The following is a 19,375-nucleotide window of genomic DNA, read 5'->3' on the forward strand; positions in this document are numbered from 1 at the left end:
CCGGGAATAATCGTATTGATATTACCCTCTCCGGTGCTGACATTATAGAAGTTACGACCGTGAATTTGCTCTCCGGTTGTTTCATCTACGCCGCCATTCCATGCCGATGCGGTAAGATCAGGATGGCTAAAGTCGATACCGGAGTCAAGCACTGCCACTACAACATTGGGGTCACCGGTCTCTTGTTGCCAAGCGGGGAAAAGATTGATGTCGGCTCCTTGCTCGTAATGACTGTACACATTGTTCGTCGTCATGTAGTGCCACTGATATTGCAAGTAAGGATCTGAGAAATCAAACGGACCAACTCCATTGTTAGCAGGGTACAATTGATTTGGACGTATTGCAGCTCTTGTTGCAGGAGTATAGGTTACTTTAGAAGGCACAGCAGCGATATTACCGTGTGCTTTCTCAATGGCGGGGTCGTTGCGAAGCTCTTTCAAAACTTCGTTTACGTCGGTTTTCTCGTCAAATCTTACGATAAACCAGCGGTCAAGACCCATGCGACGCTTCAAATCAGCGTATTCCGAGGTCATGTCGAACACTTGTTCAACCTTTACTTTGGCGTCATCAAACACCTTAGCTCTTGTAACACACTCGGAAGCCGCACGCGTTGTAATGCTCTGATTGGCCTTTAGCTTGAAGAAAGCGCTACCCGGTTGCCAAGGGAATTCTTCCTCCGAAGCGGCAACATCTACCTTATTACCGTCAGAAGACAGCAGTGTGTCGTCGCTGCAAGATACAAACAACCCGGCTGACAACAATACGCAGGTTGATACTTTATATATATATTGAAAGATTTTCATTGACTGAAACAAATTAATAGTTCATTGTTTTCTTGATTGTATCTACAAAGTGCTTGCTCTTATAATAAGAGATTACGACACGAGTAGTCTGTGCCTGCACGTCGATCAAGTTCTCTTCACCGCGGAAGAACGTGGCAAAGCCGGCTCCATCATTACGGAAAAGCACGTAACCTTTGTCTGCTAACGTTGTTCTTGTAGCTCTATTGAGGCTCGTTTCTATCTGACTGTAGTATGGAGGATAGCCAACTTCACGCTGATCGTAGAAGAGGCCCACACCCATATAGAACACTTGGCAGAGGCCCACCGTACCATTGAGGGCGGGATCGTTAGAAAGTCCACCGTCAATATCCTCTTTGGTAACGCCCTTCCAGTTGAAATGATAGATAACATAAGCCAAATTTCCATCCTCTGAATTGGGATTCTCGGGAGCAAAAAGCAAACGAGAGTAAGGACAATCGGGGTCGTTTATCTTTTCAGTTACTTTCTCATTATTGAACTCATTGTTATAGTCGGGCTTCATGCCACGGCTCTTTTCGTAAGCAATAATTTGTTCCAAGGTAAACGTTTTGTCGTTCAAACGCTGCGAAGCGCCCACGGGGAAGCTGACAAGTCTACTATTTTCATCGACCTTAAGCTCATTAGAGCTCTCTATATACTTGATACATGCACTCTTATAGGCACCACCTGACACCTGACGATTGGCCGCATCATTATATATATGGAGCAGTTTCGTACTCTTTTCGTCCTCACAGAAGTATTCAGTCTCGGTATCTTTGCTCTGCTTGTTGCCCGGCTTGAAGTTGTTTTGCTCCAACCATGGCTTCAATGATTCCTCGCTGAAAGCCTGTCCTTCGGGTGCTTTCATGAAGGCACCAACCACATTCTTAGTGTACCAATCAGAGGTATAGAAGAATCGAGGAGCTTGTTCACCGGCGGAACGGAACACGTAATACAACTTTTCCGTATCTTCCTTATAAGGCATTAAGCCACTAATCTCAAAGTCTCTTTCACGGTTATTGCCTCTCGCAGCTTCCAACTCGGTGAGTCGGGCAAGGGTAAATGCTTGGTCTAACTCCCATACCGGTAACTGGAATTGCAAGAAACCGTTTTGTATAACGTTTAATTGATAGTGCTTGTTACCATTAGATAAGAAGAGTTTTTCCGAACGGCTGGTCAATTCCCATGGGCTTCCACGCTCTATGGACTTAAGTGCGAGCGTCAAAGTGCCGGCCTCTTGGTCGGCCGCAACGGTCAACCAATCGTTTGTTTCCTTACCAACTTGCTCCACACGCCAGTCTTTGCTGTTGGAAAGAACCTTGAGTACCACGCTCGGATGGGCGTTGTGATTATATACTTCGGTACCGGTACTGTTCTCAACAGATATAGCCGGAGCTGTACCAAACTGTGTTACGGCGATGGTTTTCTTGCCACTTCCCACGTTAAGGGTTATCTGTGACTGGCGCTCACCGGCCTCTTCATTGGCCGCGGCGGTAACAACGAGGCTCTCGGCCTGCTTTTCTACGGTAAGCCAAACGTCATACGAGCCGGGCTCTACGGTCCAATCAGCCGAAAGTGTTGAGAAACTTACGGTCTTGGTCTCGCCCTCCTGCTTGAGTGTCAAGCTTTCCGCGTCACTCAACGCTATATCGGTAGAGCTGTCTAATACCAAATCTTTTTGGCAGGAACTCAATGCCAAGACGGCTAAGAGCAGCGCCAATATTCTGAAATTCTTGTACATAGAATAATATTTTTTAAACAAATGAACAAATTAGTTCCCCCAACCCGGGTTCTGCTTAAGCTCCGTATTGATGGTAGTTTCATCCTTCGGGAAGGGCCAAACGAACTTAGGATTATCGCCATCGATAGCAAAGTTCTCGCTAAATTCGGCCGCATAGAAACGCTCGGGGATTGGGTTTCTGTCGGCATCCACCTGATGTGAACGCTTATCGAAGCCCTGATGCCAGCGGCGAAGGTCCCAAAGACGGAAGCCTTCGTAGGCCAATTCACGGGCACGCTCATCCTTTATCTCCTTCAAGAGTGCGTCGTCAGTCAAACCAACCATGCCCGTTCCACGCGAAATACGCAACTCATTCAAGTAATGTCTGGCCATTTCTTGGTTTCCGGTAGCGAAAGCTGCCTCGGCGGCAATAAGGTATTGCTCGGCGATACGGAAGGGTTTAGGCGCCTGATTGCCATTAGGCACGTAGCCACCCCAGTGGGTGCTGGTAAGCGTAGCGTAGTTAGGATTGCCCTTGAACTTGGAAATTACGAAGCAGTAGGTATAGTCCTGCATGATGCTAACAGTAGTACGGGTGTACTCAAAGAGCACTTGCGCACGGTGGTCTTGGTCATTCGCAAACAAAGAAGTAAGCACTTCGCTCGTCGGAAGATAAGGAGGTTTATTGTAATCGCTTACCATATCGCTCATACCCGACTCCTCCCAATAGGTAGTCGTTGAGAGGTCGGCACCATAAAGGCCCGTTGTGGTAGGTATTTCGTTCTCCTTTGCCACGATAGGTTGCCATATTTGCTCGGTTCCATTGTCGTAAAACCACATCTGAGCGAACGCATCCTCACGGGGATCTACCCTCAACATGGCGTCGGGTTGGCCCTCGTAAGCGGGTACAAGCTGATAAGTACCCTTATCGACAAGCTCACGCGACTGCTTCAAAGCTGCCTCCATATTACCCATATATAGGTAAACACGGGCACGAAGTGCCTTTACCGCGTCGGCGCTTATCTCCGAATTACCGACTTTTACCGGCACATCGGCCAAGAGAGAGTCGGCCTTTTCGAGGTCGCTCAGTACTTGTTCATAGGTAGCACGGTTGGTCGCACGCTTTGGCTTTTCAATGAAAATAGGTTTCAAAGCCAAAGGTATTCCCAAGTCCTTATCGGCAGTTTCCTCGTTATAAAGCTGTCCCCAACGGAGCGCAAGATTGAAATGATAGTACGCACGAGCAAAGTAAGCGTCGCCCAAGAACTGATTGGCGGTAGCCTTCTCTGCGGCAGTCAACTCCAACGAAGGCAATTGTTGAATCACCACATTGGCGTCGACCAACGCGGAATAGTACGAATGATAAATCTGCTTCAGCACATCATCATCCGACCGAAGCGTCCATCCATGGAAATCACCATAGGTTCCTTCATAGGCTGCATGGGCGTTGAGCATGTCTGCCTGCACTTCTTGGGGCAGCACATAGCCGCCTCCAAATTTGCCACGCAACGAGGAATAAATACCATTATCCCACTTGCGGGCGTCGTCCAAAGTCTGATATGACTTGGCGAAAGGTATATAGTCGGCGGGTTCGCGATTAAGATCACAACTCTGAAAGGTTGCGGTCAGCGCCATCGCCACAGTTAATATCTTAGTTATCTTCATATATTATATAATGTTTATGAGGATTAATTATAAGCCGAGTTCTACACCGAAGCTCACCTGTTTGGTGTTAGGGTTAGCGCCATAAGACACTGAATTGTTTACCTCAGGGTCGATTCCGCGGAACTTCGTAAAGGTAAGAAGGTTACGACCGGTAAAGAATACCTTGGCCGAACGCACGATTTTCTGCTTACCAAGGCTCTTCTTAGGCAAATCATAGCCAATGGTGAGGTTCTTGAGGCGCATAAACGAGGCGTTTTCCAACATCTTTGAGTCGAGGTAAGTGCTATGATGATTGCTTGAACGCAACCACTTCAATGACGGGAACTCGGTACGGTCGCCCTCTTGTTTCCAGTAATCGAAGATACGACGAGAGGCGTTTAAGTTGTTATTACGGTCGCGTACGTGGTAGTCGTTCTCGTAATACTGCTTATCCATAGAGAGCATGTGCTTGCCCAGAGCGAAGAAGAAATCGGCGTTCATGTAGAACCCTTTCCAGTAAGCCGACAAGCCCCAACCACCCGTAATCGGCGTGCGAGCCTTGACACCGGTGTTCTGTTCGAGCGTACTTGAGTACTCGCTAACCACGTCGTTGTCGTCTTTATGTGTTTCGGTGATGTCCTTTCCGGGACGATACCACTCAGGTTCACCCGTCGTGGGGTTGACTTCCTTGTACAGAGGAGCCATGAACATCACGGGCTTACCTACGATGTAGGCCATCTGTGTGCCCGGCTCGAGCCATGTATCACGGCCGTCGAAGAGCTCAACTACCTTATCGACGTTGTAGTTGAAGTTAAGATTGAGCGATACGCCCCAGTCTCTTTTACGCCAAATATCGGCGTTGAGCTGAAGGTCGATACCCTGATTGAGGTACTTACCGTCGTTCTTGTAAGTAGATACATAACCGTAGTTACCGGCCGGCAGACCTGATGAGAACGATAGCGGAGTCTCGAAGAGCATGTTGCTCGTCATACGATGGTAGTATTCCAAGTTAACATCAAAGCGGTCGAACACACGGGCTTTCGCGCCCACGGTGAGCTTGCTCTGATGTTCCCAACCCAAGTCGGGGCTGCCATAGCTGATGAAACCGAAGCTCACATTGCCATTCTTCTGACCTACCTTGCCCGCATACGACTCTACACTGTAAGGAGGTATGGAGGAGTTACCCTGCGTACCGTAACTTGCTTTGACGTCAAGCTCGTTGAGCCAACTGATGTTTTTGAAGAACTTTTCTTTCTTTGCTTTCCATAAAAGACCGGCCGACCAGAACAAACCGTTGCGGGTATTGGCACCGAAACGTGACGAAGCGTCGTTACGAAGCACGAGATCGACAAAGTACTTCTCCATATAGTCATAAGAAACCTGTGTGAAGAAAGAGAGGAAAGCGTATTCTGTCTTGCTCTCACCCATCGAATAGTTCTGCGTAACATTATTGAGCAGGGTGAGTCGGTCGTCGAGAATACCGGTACCGCTGGCACTGAAACCATCGTCTTCATAGTTGGTGTACTCATGTCCCACAAGGGCTGTGACATGATGATCGCCAAACTCCATCAGGTAAGAAGCCGTATTGGTAAAGGTTAGGCTTGAAGCTCTTGAGTACGCACGAGCCGAACTTCCGTTGCCGTAAGCCTTGTAGTAGCTGGGTAATACACGGTTGCTGCTCACGCCATAGTCTAATTCCAAACCGGCCATAGAGCGCAGCGTAAGATTCTTAAGCGGCGTTATCGTGAGGCTACCGTTGGCCGACAGCACGAAAGCGTTGGTCTTTGACGGCTTCGAAGATATTTCATGAAGCGGCGTAGCAGTGTCGATAAGGGGCACACGCTGGTATTCCTCACCCGTATTGGGGTCGTAAGGCGACGCGAAAGGAGGATTGAGGGCCGCCATACCGCCACCGGAGATGTTATTATTGCCAAAGGGTGAACGCTTGGTATCGTCGTACGAAACGGAGGTATTGATGTTGGCACGAATCCACTCATTAAGCTTGGCGCCCAAATTCATACGTCCAAACACCTTCTTATAGCCCGAACCCATACGCAAACCGTCCTGACTGAGCGCACCACCCGATAGGTAGTAGTTTACGTTATTGGTACCGCCGGAAATTGAAATGTCGGCAGTGTACATGGGAGCAGGCTGATATATATACTTATACCATTGGAAATCGGTTTCACGGAACATATCTTTCAGCCTTACGATGGTCGTTTCTCGCGGATCATCGCTGTCGTGCTTGTAGATACCGGTTTCCTCATAGTAGCGCAACAGCTCGGGACCGGTCATCAACTGGTCGAAGTAATCCGTGTTGGCCAATGACGAAACGGCGTACTGGGCACGCACGTTGATATTGGCTCTTGTCTCGGCCAATCCTCTCTTTGTGGAGATATACATTACACCATTGGCCGCGCGCGCGCCATAGATAGAGGTGGCTGCGGCGTCTTTAAGGAACTGAACACTCTCTATATCGTTAGGGTTCATGGCCTGAACGACGTTCATGCTCACGGGCATACCGTCCATAATGACCAGCAAACCCGTACCGGCGCCTAACGAACCTTGGCCGTGGAGGGCCATGGAAAGGCGCTCTGAAGGCTCACCTGAAGAGGAGAACATCTGCAAACCACTGACCTTTCCCTGAACGGCGTCGAGCGGGTTGGCCACCGGTTTCATGGCAATCTCCTTAGAACCCACCTTTACTACCGAAGCCGAAGTATTGGCTACCTTACGCGTCATGTAACCTACCACCACGACATCATTGAGCGTAAGGTCGGCAGGTTGCAACTTCACGTTCATCGTAGCGGCCGCGGCCACATCCTGAGTGGTGTAACCTAAGAAGCTGAATGACAACTTTTCACCGGGTTTGGCTTGGATAGTAAACTTTCCGTCGATGTCGGAAACCGTGCCCTTGGTCGGCGTTGACTTGAGCGCCACGCTGACTCCGGGCAACGGAGCGTTTGTTTCGTCCACAACAACTCCCTTCACATTGATCGCCTGCGCTAAGGCCTGACTTACTCCAAGGAGCAGGCAAAGCACAAACAACATCATTTTTTCTCTCATAAATGTAAAGATTGAAATTAAGTATTATTAAGTTTCTCTATTCAGTAAAAAAACAATCAACAAGGCAAAAATTGCGTAATGACTTTTTGCTTTTTGTATTTTTTAACTGCATTTCATATTGAAAGTTTACACGCTTTTTGAGTTAACACAAAGAAGTGTTGCGGCTCTAATCCTGACAAAATAGCACACGTTACTCATCCTTATCTTTTTCTCTAAACGTTAAAATAGCCCTACAAAGATAAAATAAACTATCAAGAAACTATCAGCAATTGATTACTTTTTTTATAAACGCACTAAGATTTTTTAATTCTATGTGCCGTTTTTATCAATTATTCTTCACCTTTGCCATCTTCGACTATCATTTACGCACATATAGCCATGGACCGACAAAGCTCTAAAAACGACCTTTTTACACCCTCGAACACCACTTACCGACTTCTCCCATCTATCGCCCGACGGCGACAATACTTTCAATTTATCAGACTAAAACTATCAAATTATAATCTTCATCCTACCATTTGATAACACAAAGATTATCAGCTTGTTTCCTAAAACTACCCTGTCACCACCTGCTTTTCACCCACCTATCAGGGCACGATTATCCAGCTATTTCATGAAAACTGTTACCTAATTTTCTCTTTTCCGCCCTTCGACGGTAAAAATACCCTCCATCTTTCGCATGAACACGATGATTGCGTTATCCCTTTTCTTTCTCCCGACAGCAGAACGGGCATTCCCCCGTATGATGAAAACGATTACTTCTCCCCTCCTTTTGCAAGTGCTGATACCAAAATGGGTATCAGATAGTTTCAAGAAAACTATTTTCCCATTTCCCAAAGGCTGTTTTACGACTTTGTCAAACCTGCCTTTTGACCCAACAAAAGCAGCCCTTTCATCGTGTGAAAGGGCTGCTTTGGGGCGGTAAAAGGGGTGTTGTTGAGTAATTAAGTTGGGGAGTTGAGGAGTTGAGAAGATGAATAGTTTGCCTTGAAGGTTGGGGGGTGGTGGGGTGTAAGGATGAGGGGGGAAAGGCCCGGTTGGGGAGGTGGGAGGATTTAGTTGGGGAGTTGAGGAGTTGGGAAGATGAATGATTTGCCTTGAAAGTTGGTGATTGGTGGGGTGTAAGGATGAATATTTTGTCATGAGGGGTGCTAAATAATGAGAGAAAAGTTCTTCATTTAAAACTAACTATTCATCCCCTCAACCTCTCAACCCCCAACTTTCAAGGCAAACTATTCATCCCCTCAACCTCTCACCCTTACAACCTAACACTCCTCAACTCCCCAACTCTTAAAACTAACCATTCATCTTCCCAACCTTACAACCTTACAACCAAACATTCTTACATCGTCAACTCCAACGCCACCGGCTCATTCCTAAGGCCTCGGGGCAGGGTAACGGTGGTGAGATTGCCTTGTCGGCGGGTCTTCAGTTTCTGACCCGTGCTGAGTAAACGCACGCCGCGGGCCTTGTTACCCGTCCAACTAAGGGTGGCGGGAAGGGCCTCATCATCGGCCGGGGCGTAGATGGCATAGAGCTTGCGGCCGTCCTTCGAGGCGGTGAACCATATACGGCCATCGTTGTAATGGGGCGTAGTCGTGGTGTTGTAGATGGCCCGCCCGTTGGCTTTCAGCCAATTGCCGATGACCGTAAGGCGCTTCACGGCCTCGGGTTCGATGAGCCCTTCAGGCGTGGGACCTACGCCTAAGACCAAGTTGCCGCCCTTGGCTACCACTTCGGCTAGCGTGTTGAGCACCTTCGTGGGCGACTTCCATGTGGGTCGGGGCACCCATCCCCAATCGTTGGTAAGCGGAATGCAACTCTCCCAAGGGTGGTTCAGTTGCGTCTCGGGCACCGTTCGCTCGGGCGTTTGATAGTTTTCGTAAGGCCCGTGGATGGTGCGATCGACAATGATAAGGCCGGGTTGGTGCTTCCGGGCCATGGTGGCGATGCGTGGCAGGTCAATATCTTGATTGTTCTCCTTGCACACCCAGCCGCCATCGAGCCAAAAGATGTCGACCGAACCGTAGCGCGAGAGCAACTCTTCCATCTGATTGTAGGTGTAGTTCTTGAACGCCTGCCAGCGATGGGGCCATTTCTTGATGTCGTAATTCACGTTGCGGCCGCGCTTCGTGGGGTAAACGTCCCACCAATAGTCCTGCGAATGCCAGTCGGGTTTCGAGAAATACTCGCCTATCATGAAGCCTTTTTGGCGGAAAGACTGCAACACGTATTTCAGCACATCACGCTTGGGATGGTCCTTAAAGGCATGGCGGGCCACGGTATAGTCGGTATATTTGCTATCGAAAAGGCAGAAACCGTCATGATGTTTCGTGGTGAAAATCATGTACTTCATGCCGGCCGCCTTCATGACGTCGGCCCACTGATCGGGGTTGAACTTCACGGGATTGAACTTATCGGCCAGCCCCCAATACCAATCCTTGTACTGTTGGTAGGTCATCGTGGTGTCGCGGGTCACCCAATCCTCATCGCAGATGGCCCACGATTCCACCATTCCGGGCACGGAATATACGCCCCAGTGCATCAATACGCCAAACTTCTGGTCCTGCCAGTTCTTCAATTTCTCCACCACTTTCACGTCGGTGGGCCACTCATAGGCCTTCGAGCGCTCATAGACGTCGCCCTGCGCCATGACGGAAAGCGTCGTAGCCAATGCCATCAGGCTGATTATGATTTTCTTCATGCGGGTAATTTAATAAGTTATTGATGGCTCAAAATTACTAAAAAAGCCGCAATTACGAGTGTCAAAGGGCTGCTATGGGGCTGTTATTTTCTTAAACAATTTTAAAAGGATGGGCGCCATCGACGATTCAGTACGGCCCTTCGGCATGGAAATGGCGCCAAAATGCGAAAATTAAAGGACCGGCGCAAAGGTTCTTTTGACAGAAAATGCTATTTTTGCATTATAATTATCACGAATTCAATTCTATCAAATTCAAAGTAAATTATAATGAAAAAGTTATCCCGTATCTTATTTTTTCTCCTCATGCTGATGGCCTGCGGTACTGCCGTTGCCCGGCCCCAAGAGAAGATTGTAGTGGCTTATGTGTGCTCATGGACCGACCTGCGCCTGCCCGACCCACAGCTCATGACCCATATCAACTATGCCTTTGGCCATGTCAACAAGACCTTCGACGGCTGCGACGTGCAGAACCCGGAGTTCCTGAAGAGGGTGGTGGGGCTGAAAAAGCTCAAGCCCGAGCTGAAGATTCAACTGTCGGTGGGCGGTTGGACGAGTGGCAATTTCTCGGAAATGGCCGCCAATGCCAAGTGGCGCATGGCCTTCGCGAAGGACTGCGGACGCATCGTGAGGGAGTTTGGGCTCGACGGTATCGACATCGATTGGGAATATCCCACGAGCAACGAGGCCGGCATTTCCTCCTCACCCGACGACACCAAGAACTTCACCCTCCTCATGCGTGACCTCCGAAAGGTGCTGGGCAAAGGCAAACTGCTCACCGCCGCCACCATAGCCGATGGCAAGTACATTGATTTCAGGGCCTGCATGAAGTACATGGACTTCGTCAACATCATGGCCTACGACGTGGCCAATCCGCCTCATCATCACACGACGCTCTTCCGCTCTCCCCTCTCGGGTCGCATCACCACGGCCGAAGCGGTGGAAGCCCATGTAAGAAATGGCGTTCCAAAGGAGAAACTTTGCCTCGGCATGCCGCTCTATGGACGTGGCGACCACGGCAATGCCATCCTTGAAAAATACATGAAAACGGGCTACACCGGCGGCCTTTACCAAGAGCATTGGGACGAGGTGGGCAAGGTACCCTACCTCACCGACTGGAGCGGCAAGCTGGTATGGGGCGTCGAGAATCCGCGGTCTATCGCCGCCAAGTGCCAGTATATCATCGACGAAGGCCTGCTGGGTGGCATGTATTGGGAGACTACGGAGGACAACGCGCAGCTCGATTTGATGACCACGGTATGCCTATCGCTCATGAAAAACGGCAAGGGCACGGTGCCCAACAAGCGGGTTCTCCTCATGACCGATGGTCAAAATCAAGCATTATTCGACGCCATGACAAAGTTGGGCAGCCGCTACGACTTCGACGTTACGACCTACCGCAAGGGCGACAGCTACCGCCCGGGCCTATTCGACCATTACCATCTGATTGTCAACAGCGGCCTATCACCCGACGAATGGCCCGCCGAGGCTCGCGCGGACTTCGAGAAGTACATCGACGAAGCACGTGGAAGCTACTTGGCTTACGACGCTTTGACGGCACAGAGTTGGGCATGGTATACCGATTTTTATCAACATAGCGAAGCCAAACATGCCCGCACCATTCTCTACAAACATGAGGCTCCATTGGGTTACATGCCCCGTCTCAACAGCTTTGAAGATACCCGTGAGCAAGCCATAAAGTGGTTGTTGAGGAAGTAACGACAAGTCCGACCAATCCGACCAGTCGGAAAAGAATGCTTGATAATCCCCAAAATAAAAGCTCCGAAAGGCTCAATGACCTTTCGGAGCTTATTTTATTTCGCTATGCCTGATGGCTTTTCAGCCTATCACCGGCGTTTCTTTTCGGTTTACTTTGCCCAGAACAACTTAGTGGAAGGCTTGTTGGCCTGCGCCTTTTCAGCAGCTTCGTAGTTGGCTGTGTTGCTTGCCTTCTCGGTATTGGGCCACATCACACGGTTTGGAAGATTCCTAAAGTCAGCATTCTGCTGCTGGCTATCGGCAGGATAAGTGAGCTTCGGGAAACCCGTACGACGTACATCGGTCCATGCTTGGGTAGGCTGTATCACGCCGAAGTGTACCCACTTCTGTGTCATGATGGCCTCAAGTTTGTCACCATAAGCGGTCCATAACTTCTCCGCATAAGCCTTCACGGCGTCATCACCGGGGTATGCGGCTACAGTACCTGTAGGAGACATCTTCGTACTTGGATGGCTTGCGCCGTCGTACTCATGGTTATTCTGACGGTAATAGAAAGAAGTAGAGGCTACCATACCTTTGATAAACTCTGCTTTCGCGTCACCCGCGGCCCAGCCATTCTGGATGGCCTCAGCCTTCAGGAAGTTCACCTCGGCCGCTGTCAACACCGGACTGATGAAGTAATCATTACCCGTATAGGTGCAAGAATCGAGATAAGAATAGTAACGTTCAGCCCATTTCAGCTTACCACCTTCGTTCCAATCAGAGGAATGATTGGCTTGGAAGTTGGCTTCTTCTGTACGACTCTTACCTACATACTTGCCTGCCGCGTTCTTCTCATACATCACCTGAAGGCGTGGGTCGTTCTCTCCGGCCACTTTCTGCATGGCGTCTATCATCGGCTGAGAAGCCACGTTGTTAATGTCTTTGAACGCATCGCGGAAGTTCTCCCAGTAGTTAAAGCCATCAAGATCGGCATAAAGCTCCACATTGTTGTTATCTTCCACAATCAAAGGACGGGCCATGCACTCCTTTACGGCGGCACGAGCTTCTGACGTCAAGGCACCTTGCGCAGCCACATGAACGGCAATGCGCAGACGCAAAGAGTTGGCATAAGCGATCCATTTTTGGAAATCGCCCTTATTGATGAAGTCTTGTGAAGCAAGCACTTTCTTCTGAAGCTCTGTCAACTTAGCCGTAGACAATTCCTTGTAAAGCTCTCCCAAACGGGTGAGCGCATGACGATAAATCTCTACATCATCATCAAAGGGAGCCATAGAACCCGCCAATTGGCTGGTTTGTCCTAAGGTAGAAGCCTTAAAATAAGGCATATCACCGAAGATGTCGGCCATCTGTGTCAGGTTATCGAGCACGAAAACTTCTGCCAAGTCCTTGTATAACTTGTCATTAGCTTGCTGCTCCGGCGTTTCCTTATTGTACTTATCTTCGAGTGCACGGAACTGAGCCAGCATGATATAGAAGTTCTCCCAGCGGTCATCCGCGTAACTATCGGCGGCGTAATACACACTACCCGACTCGTTATTGTAACCTGCTGTCTGCGCGTATTTCGCAAAAATATTGTCCCAAGTGTACATTCTCCAATAAGAATTGTAGGCATAGTTCCTACCCGTTGACTCTTGAATGAAGACACCGGTCATCAGTTTATCGCAGCCAACATCGCTTGTCTTGTTGGGATCATCGTACAATACGGTGTACTGATCATCGCTACAAGAAGCAAGACCGGCCATAACTGCGAGACCACATATTATTAATGATATTTTTTTCATTGCTTTATTCATTTTAAAGTATTAGAAACCTACTTGAACAGAAACACCAAATGAGCGGGTGGTTACAGAGGATCCACCTATCCAGCTCTGCTCTATCCAGCTTGTAGCGTCGGTCGCCTCGGCGTCGAAAATAGGCATACGCTTGTAGATATAGAATGGGTTACGGGCATAAGCCGATACTGACAACTTCGTTGCATGAATCTTATCGCAGATCGTTTTTGGGAACTTATAGCCGAGAACTATCTCACGTACCTTCACGTAAGTGTTGTCGAAGATAGAGTGTGAGTAGTAAGTTGGCGCACCGGTACCCCAGTTGTATGACCAGTTATACCAACGCATAGCCGATGCCATCTTGGTATTCTTCTGTCCATCGGCCGTCACACCGTCGAAGATAACACCGTCATCGTAGAGCACCTTGCCTGCGGGAGCGGTGGCGGCGGGTACTACTTCGTTAGCGTCATTGAGGTAATAGGTCGATCCACCATGAGCCGCGTCACGCCACTTGTTGCTGTCTACCAACGAGCCACGGCCCATCAGGTACTGGTAAGGCAAGTTAAGAACGGAGCCACCCTTGCGGAAGTCGAGCGAAACATCTAAGTAAAGGTTCTTATAACCCAAGTTAAAGCCGAAACCACCGGTGTACTTAGGCATAACGTTACCTACCTTTACAGGCGCGTCGGTCAAGGCGATGTAGCCGTCGGAGTCGATGATGGTGTTGCCCTTTTCATCGGTCTTGGGCGCATAAGCGTAAATATCGCCGATAGAACCGCCTACTTCTGAATAGAGATAAGCTGCTCCGTTGTCCCAGTTTTTGTGCTCAAGACGGTTCACACCTTCGGCCAACTTATTCACCTTATTCTTATTGAAAGCGATGTTGAAGCGCAGGTCGAGGTTCCAATCCTTGGTGCGGAGAGGCGTTCCATTGAGTGCCAACTCGAAACCGTTGTTGGTAAATTCACCCACGTTCATCAAGATACTGTTAGCTCCTTCCGACCAAGCTGTCGTGGTGTTAAGTATCTGATCCTTCACGGTCTTGGTGTAGTAAGCCAAGTCAACGCCCAAACGATTGTTGAGGAAACGGCCTTCCAAACCAAACTCCCATTCATAAGTACGCTCCGGTTTGATTTCATTGTTACCAAGGTTGTTAGGCTGTAACGCATAGATATAGCCCGAAGCCTGCTGCTGATTGAAAGCCATCGTGGCCTTATATACCTCGGGTGCCAAACCTACAATACCGTAAGAAGCACGTACTTTGGTATAATCCATCCATGAAGGCTTGGTATCTTTCAGGAGTTCTGACACGAGTACAGAGGCGTTTACCGAAGGATACCAGAACGAGTTGTTGCCTTTGTGCAAGGTAGAAATCTTCTCATTGCGAAGCGTTCCTTCCAAATAAGCCCAGTTATCATAAGATAATGTAAGGCCACCAAAGGCCGCTGTCTTGAGCATACGGAGCTCCTTGATACTTGTATTGGGCTTATTGCTGGACGCATTGAGGTTGAACCAGTTGATAACCGACAAACCGCCATTGGTTGAGGAAGACTGATCCCACAAGGTCTCACGGCGACCTGACCAACCCAAATAGGCCGAGAGGTTGAGTTTATCGGTAAGATTCTTGTCGTAAGTCAGCATGGCGTCGCCATAGATAATGGTATAACGATACTGATTGAGGCCGTAATCACCACTGGCACCGAAGCCAAGGGCCTTGTCAGAAGAGTTCTTATTCTCGCGCTTGTTGGTCGTATAGTCGGTGGCAATGCTGGCTCTCAAGCTCAAGCCGGGCAAGATGTCCCATGTCGGGGCAATCTTAGCGATCAAGCGGTTGTTGCGCTCTTCCTGCTCCTTACCATAGATATTCCAAAGGTATTCGTCAACAAGACCACTCTTGCTTGAGAAGTCGTACTCATATCCCGCGTTCGTATCAGCGGCATATTGATTGTTATCATTGTATCTGCGGTTGAGGAATCCCGAAGGAGTTACGGCACTGTTGCGGATATAATTTATATCATCGAAGGCACCGAACATACCCGCGAAGTTGCAAAGGAGGCGATACATACGATAAGGACGGTTCTTAACATTCTCTATCATGTAGTTAACCGAGTAGTCAACCTTCAAGTTGCTGAGGATGTTTTGCGTGCCGTTCAAGGCGAAGTTGTGCTTATCGAAAGTAGAATTGTACTGGTTGGGCAGCGAATTCAGGTAGGTATAAGAGAAGCGAAGATTACCTTTGTCGCTCGCATTGGTAATGGCCACGTTGTACTGCTGGTCCAAACCGGTGCGGAAAAGGTCGCTGTAAGGATCGGAAGAGATGGGATTGTACTTGCGCACGGTGCCGTCGTAATAGAGCACATCGCTGCCATCGTACTTCGGACCCCAATAAGATGTACCGGTAACATACTTGTATTCGTTTGTCGAAAGTCCGTTACGGCCACTACCGTTACGCTTATAGAAACCGTAAGCGTCGGCACCTCCCGAGATACGACTTTGCGGAGCGGCACCCGGACCGTACGTAGTTTGATACTCGGGCATGTAAGCTACGAAGTTACCCGTTAAGCTGGCATTGAACGTAACGCCAAGTCCATGGCCACCCTTACCGCTCTTTGTGGTTACCATCACAACACCGTTGGCACCTTCAGAGCCATACTGAGCCGTGGCGGCGGCACCCTTCAAAATAGAGATACTCTCAATATCCTCGGGGTTAAGGTCGGCCAAACCGTTGGAATTGACACGCTGGTCGGTCCAATAATCACTGTTGTTGGCCTCACCATTACGAATAGGCACTCCGTCGAGCACTACCAATGGCTGGTTGGTTCCGGTGATAGAGCTCAATCCGCGCACATTGATGGAGATGGCACCTGCGGCACCACCGGGCGCCGTTTTGATGTCAACACCCGCTGCCTTACCATAAAGGGCGGTACCCAAGGTAGGAGATTGGGTCTTCACAAGCTCATCCGACTTCACCGTACTGATGGCGTAGCCCACCTTCTTGGCGTCTTTCTTGATACCAAGCGCGGTCACTACGACTTCATTAAGCTCTGTGGAACTCTCATCCAAACGGATGTTCAACTGTGTCTTTCCATCCACAGCGACCGTCTTGGAGTTATAACCGATGTAGTTAATTTCCAACGTCGCGTTTCTCGGAGCGCTGATCATGTACTCACCATCCATATTGGTGATAACGCCGGTCTTAGCTCCCGCCACTTTAACCGTGGCTCCGATAATTGGTTCTCCATTCTGGTCGGTCACTGCACCCTTGACTGTTATGTTCTGCGCCATCAGCGTAAAAGCAAAGAACATCATAAACACCGTCAAGCAAGCTCTCAATGAAAGCCAAAACGATTTCTCAGTTTTTCTCATTGCTAATAAAGGAATTAAGGATTAATTGATAAAATAAAGTTATATAAATTGCGATTAAGATATACAAAGACTTCGGGCTCTCACCTTTCGCTAAGTTAACATTAATGGAATAATATACGTTCTAAGTTATGATTGCAAAGATAACAGAATATTATACATTGCATACAATTGTTTTGTTAATTTTGGTAAAATAGCGAGATTTTGTTAGAATATGAAAGCCTTATTTGTAAAATATACGGTAAGAATTTTAACACTCTATCAGTCTTATAGCCAACAAGTAAGAAAAAGGAAGCGGACAAAAAACGCATTGACAGACGGGCTTAAAAAAGCAAAAAGACGACACTTCACTTCCTAACAAATAAAAGATAGAAAGGCCGAAAGGCGGCTTTTACAATGTAAAACAAAATATTTCAACCCGCCACGGTCCGCCTTTCATAACCTAAGCACCGGCAGCCGGTCTCCCCAAACCTGCCTTTTGACCCGGCAAAAGCAGCCCTTTCACACGCTCAAAAGGCTGCTTTCAGCCGATGAAAGGCCCACTATGACAGCCTCTAAAAGCAGTCGTACGACGACCGAAAAGGCGCCCCGGTCGCAATAAAGCAAATAAACAACTGATTATCAAACGGTTAACAACACAATCTCCAAACACATTTTATGCGATGAAAAAAAGCGTTTTTCCCGACCAAAATAAGTTTTCAGGAAAATAACGCCCGCGTTTTCATTTATTTGTAAAGATTATTCTGAAATTTAACACCTGCGCAACGAAATCGCCACGAAAGGGCCGTGTCAGTGGCCAACGGGACCTACGGGGCAGGCCCTTTGGAGCATGGCCACGCTGCCGAAGCCCAACAGATGGGCGATGTAGGCGTCTTTATGGGTGTGTTCAAGACGCATCTGCCTTGCCAACTCTACCCGCCGCAAACGGAAATATTCCACAAAGTCGCTGCCCGTCTCGTGCTTCAGAAAGTCGTTAAGGTAGGCGCTCGACCATCCTTGGCGCTTGGCGAAGTGGCAGGCGCAGGGCTGTCCGGCCTTGGGAATGCTGCCACTGAGGATGTAATGGTCTATTTGGCGGGTGATAACCTGCAACAACGGCAGGCTCGACTCATGGCGCAGCACGAACTGACGCTCGTAATAGCGCTGGCAATAGCGCAGCAGCGTGGCGATAAGTTCGCTCAAGAGCGAGGCGCTGAAACGGTCGACGCCCCACTCCAACTCGCTCTCTATGTGGTCCAAACAGCGCTCCACGGTGCGCAACTCGCAGGCCGACAGATGGAGGGCCTCGGTGGTTTTGTATTTAAAATAGGTGAAATAGCGCAGTTCCTTGGCCAAGAGAAGGCCGCAGAAGAGCGAGGGATGGAAGATGAGCATGCGGCCACCGGCGCCCGAAACGGGATGGGCCGATAGGTCGATGGGCCTGTCGGGGGCGTGAAAAAAGAGCGTTGCCTCGGTGAAATCGCAGCTCTGACGGCCCTCGGGAGTGCTTCCGGCCGGATAATGGCGCAGCACAACGGCGTAACTGTCGACCTTGAAGCTGACGTTTTGTGTCTGCTTGCTCAGGTCGATGACGCTTATCAGCGGATGAAGTGTCTTCTCATTCATCAGCCGATTGCAACCGTTGGGGGTCAGGTGGTTCATGATGGGCTATGCGTTTGCTATGGGCCACGGGCGCGAAGGCCCGCCGGCAGGGTGTGTTCAGTTTCTGTTTTCCACTCTCCAAGCCGAGGGTGTCATTCCCACATTGCGCTTGAAATAGCGGTTGAAGTGCTGCGAATACTGGAAACCAAGGCCGTAGGCTATCTCGCTGACGGTCTTTTCCGAACCTGCCAGCTCGTCTTTGGCCAAGTCGATAATCTTGGATTGAATGAATTCTTGTGGCGTCTTGCCCGTTTCTTTCTTCACAAGATCGCCGAAATAGTTGGGCGACAAGTAACATTCTTGCGCGAAATATTTTACCGACGGCAGCCCTTCACGCAGGGGACGGCCCTGCCGGAAGTAGTCGTTAAGCAGGCTTTCAAACTTATCAAGCACGTCAAGATTGGCCGCACGGCGGGTGATGAACTGCCTCTCATAGAAGCGCAGACAATAGTCGAGCAGCAGTTCTATGTTGCGGCAGATGAGCTTTCGGCTGTGCTGATCGATGGGATGGTCCAGCTCCTGCTGTATCTTGGCGAGGCAATCGCTGAAGATGGCCTTCTCGTCTTCGGACAAGTGCAGGGCCTCTCGTGAGGAATAAGAGAAGAAATCATACTGTTTGATGTCCTTACCCAGCGACGTTCCGCGGATAAGGTCGGGATGGAAAAGCAGTCCCAAGGCTTGGGGTTTCTCGTCGGACGCCGGCTTGAAGTGGACCACCTGCCCCGGGGCAAAACTCGTCACCGTGCCTTCCTGATAGTCGTAAGGCTGTCGGCCGTAGGTGATGTCGCCGCAATAACTCTGCTTGAGCCACACGGAATACAAGCCATACTGTACCGTTATCTCCCTGCGGGGCTGCTTCGGATTGGCTTTCGACAGGTCGGAAACCGTCACCAAGGGGTGCTTTGTCTCGTATCCCATCCACTGATTGTAGCCATCAACGGTGTCG

10 protein-coding genes are annotated in these 19,375 nt (G+C 49.3%); 1 reads left to right on the forward strand and 9 read right to left on the reverse strand.

The window, feature by feature from the left end:
* From VIR50_RS02150 to VIR50_RS02170, 5 genes are all read right to left on the reverse strand, one after another.
* On the reverse strand, positions 1-803 hold an 803-nt coding region (locus tag VIR50_RS02150; protein WP_331933509.1), incomplete at its 3' end, for a subtilase family N-terminal domain-containing protein.
* Between the two features lie 13 nt (positions 804-816).
* Complete coding sequence (locus VIR50_RS02155; protein ID WP_331933510.1) at positions 817-2,541, reverse strand: BACON domain-containing protein; 1,725 nt, start codon at positions 2,539-2,541, stop codon at positions 817-819.
* A 30-nt stretch (positions 2,542-2,571) separates the two neighbouring features.
* Entirely contained in the window at positions 2,572-4,185 is a 1,614-nt protein-coding gene (locus tag VIR50_RS02160; RefSeq protein ID WP_331933511.1) for a RagB/SusD family nutrient uptake outer membrane protein, read from the reverse strand.
* Between the two features lie 27 nt (positions 4,186-4,212).
* Positions 4,213-7,230 (reverse strand): SusC/RagA family TonB-linked outer membrane protein, encoded by a 3,018-nt coding sequence (locus VIR50_RS02165; RefSeq protein WP_331933512.1) that lies wholly within the window; start codon positions 7,228-7,230, stop codon positions 4,213-4,215.
* A gap of 1,342 nt (positions 7,231-8,572) precedes the next feature.
* Entirely contained in the window at positions 8,573-9,934 is a 1,362-nt protein-coding gene (locus VIR50_RS02170) for an alpha-L-fucosidase (protein WP_331933513.1), read from the reverse strand.
* Between the two features lie 267 nt (positions 9,935-10,201).
* Here VIR50_RS02170 and VIR50_RS02175 point away from each other — a divergent pair, with 267 nt between their 5' ends.
* The gene (locus VIR50_RS02175) at positions 10,202-11,650 is read left to right on the forward strand and encodes a glycoside hydrolase family 18 protein (protein ID WP_331933514.1); all 1,449 of its coding nucleotides are present in this window, start codon (positions 10,202-10,204) and stop codon (positions 11,648-11,650) included.
* 149 nt (positions 11,651-11,799) lie between these two features.
* Here the strand turns inward: VIR50_RS02175 and VIR50_RS02180 are convergent, their stop codons facing one another.
* The 4 genes from VIR50_RS02180 to VIR50_RS02195 all read right to left on the reverse strand — a co-directional run.
* The gene (locus VIR50_RS02180) at positions 11,800-13,434 is read right to left on the reverse strand and encodes a SusD/RagB family nutrient-binding outer membrane lipoprotein (RefSeq protein ID WP_331933515.1); all 1,635 of its coding nucleotides are present in this window, start codon (positions 13,432-13,434) and stop codon (positions 11,800-11,802) included.
* 21 nt (positions 13,435-13,455) lie between these two features.
* Positions 13,456-16,791 carry a SusC/RagA family TonB-linked outer membrane protein gene (locus VIR50_RS02185; protein WP_331933516.1) on the reverse strand — a complete coding sequence of 1,112 codons (3,336 nt, stop codon included), beginning with the start codon at positions 16,789-16,791 and terminating at the stop codon, positions 13,456-13,458.
* A 786-nt stretch (positions 16,792-17,577) separates the two neighbouring features.
* A complete protein-coding gene (locus VIR50_RS02190) occupies positions 17,578-18,429 on the reverse strand; it encodes a helix-turn-helix domain-containing protein (RefSeq protein ID WP_331933517.1) in 852 nt (283 codons plus the stop codon).
* A gap of 57 nt (positions 18,430-18,486) precedes the next feature.
* On the reverse strand, positions 18,487-19,375 hold an 889-nt coding region (locus VIR50_RS02195), incomplete at its 5' end, for a helix-turn-helix domain-containing protein (protein ID WP_331933518.1).

The sequence above is a fragment of the Prevotella sp. genome (genome assembly GCF_036570325.1).
GTDB lineage: Bacteria > Bacteroidota > Bacteroidia > Bacteroidales > Bacteroidaceae > Prevotella.

What these genes read in the sequence shown, in the direction of transcription:
- VIR50_RS02155 (WP_331933510.1), bottom strand. Translation starts at nt 2,541, where the DNA reads ATGTACAAGAATTTCAGAATATTGGCGCTGCTCTTAGCCGTCTTGGCA.
- VIR50_RS02160 (WP_331933511.1), bottom strand. Translation starts at nt 4,185, where the DNA reads ATGAAGATAACTAAGATATTAACTGTGGCGATGGCGCTGACCGCAACC.
- VIR50_RS02165 (WP_331933512.1), bottom strand. Translation starts at nt 7,230, where the DNA reads ATGAGAGAAAAAATGATGTTGTTTGTGCTTTGCCTGCTCCTTGGAGTA.
- VIR50_RS02170 (WP_331933513.1), bottom strand. Translation starts at nt 9,934, where the DNA reads ATGAAGAAAATCATAATCAGCCTGATGGCATTGGCTACGACGCTTTCC.
- VIR50_RS02175 (WP_331933514.1), top strand. Translation starts at nt 10,202, where the DNA reads ATGAAAAAGTTATCCCGTATCTTATTTTTTCTCCTCATGCTGATGGCC.
- VIR50_RS02180 (WP_331933515.1), bottom strand. Translation starts at nt 13,434, where the DNA reads ATGAAAAAAATATCATTAATAATATGTGGTCTCGCAGTTATGGCCGGT.
- VIR50_RS02185 (WP_331933516.1), bottom strand. Translation starts at nt 16,791, where the DNA reads ATGAGAAAAACTGAGAAATCGTTTTGGCTTTCATTGAGAGCTTGCTTG.
- VIR50_RS02190 (WP_331933517.1), bottom strand. Translation starts at nt 18,429, where the DNA reads ATGAACCACCTGACCCCCAACGGTTGCAATCGGCTGATGAATGAGAAG.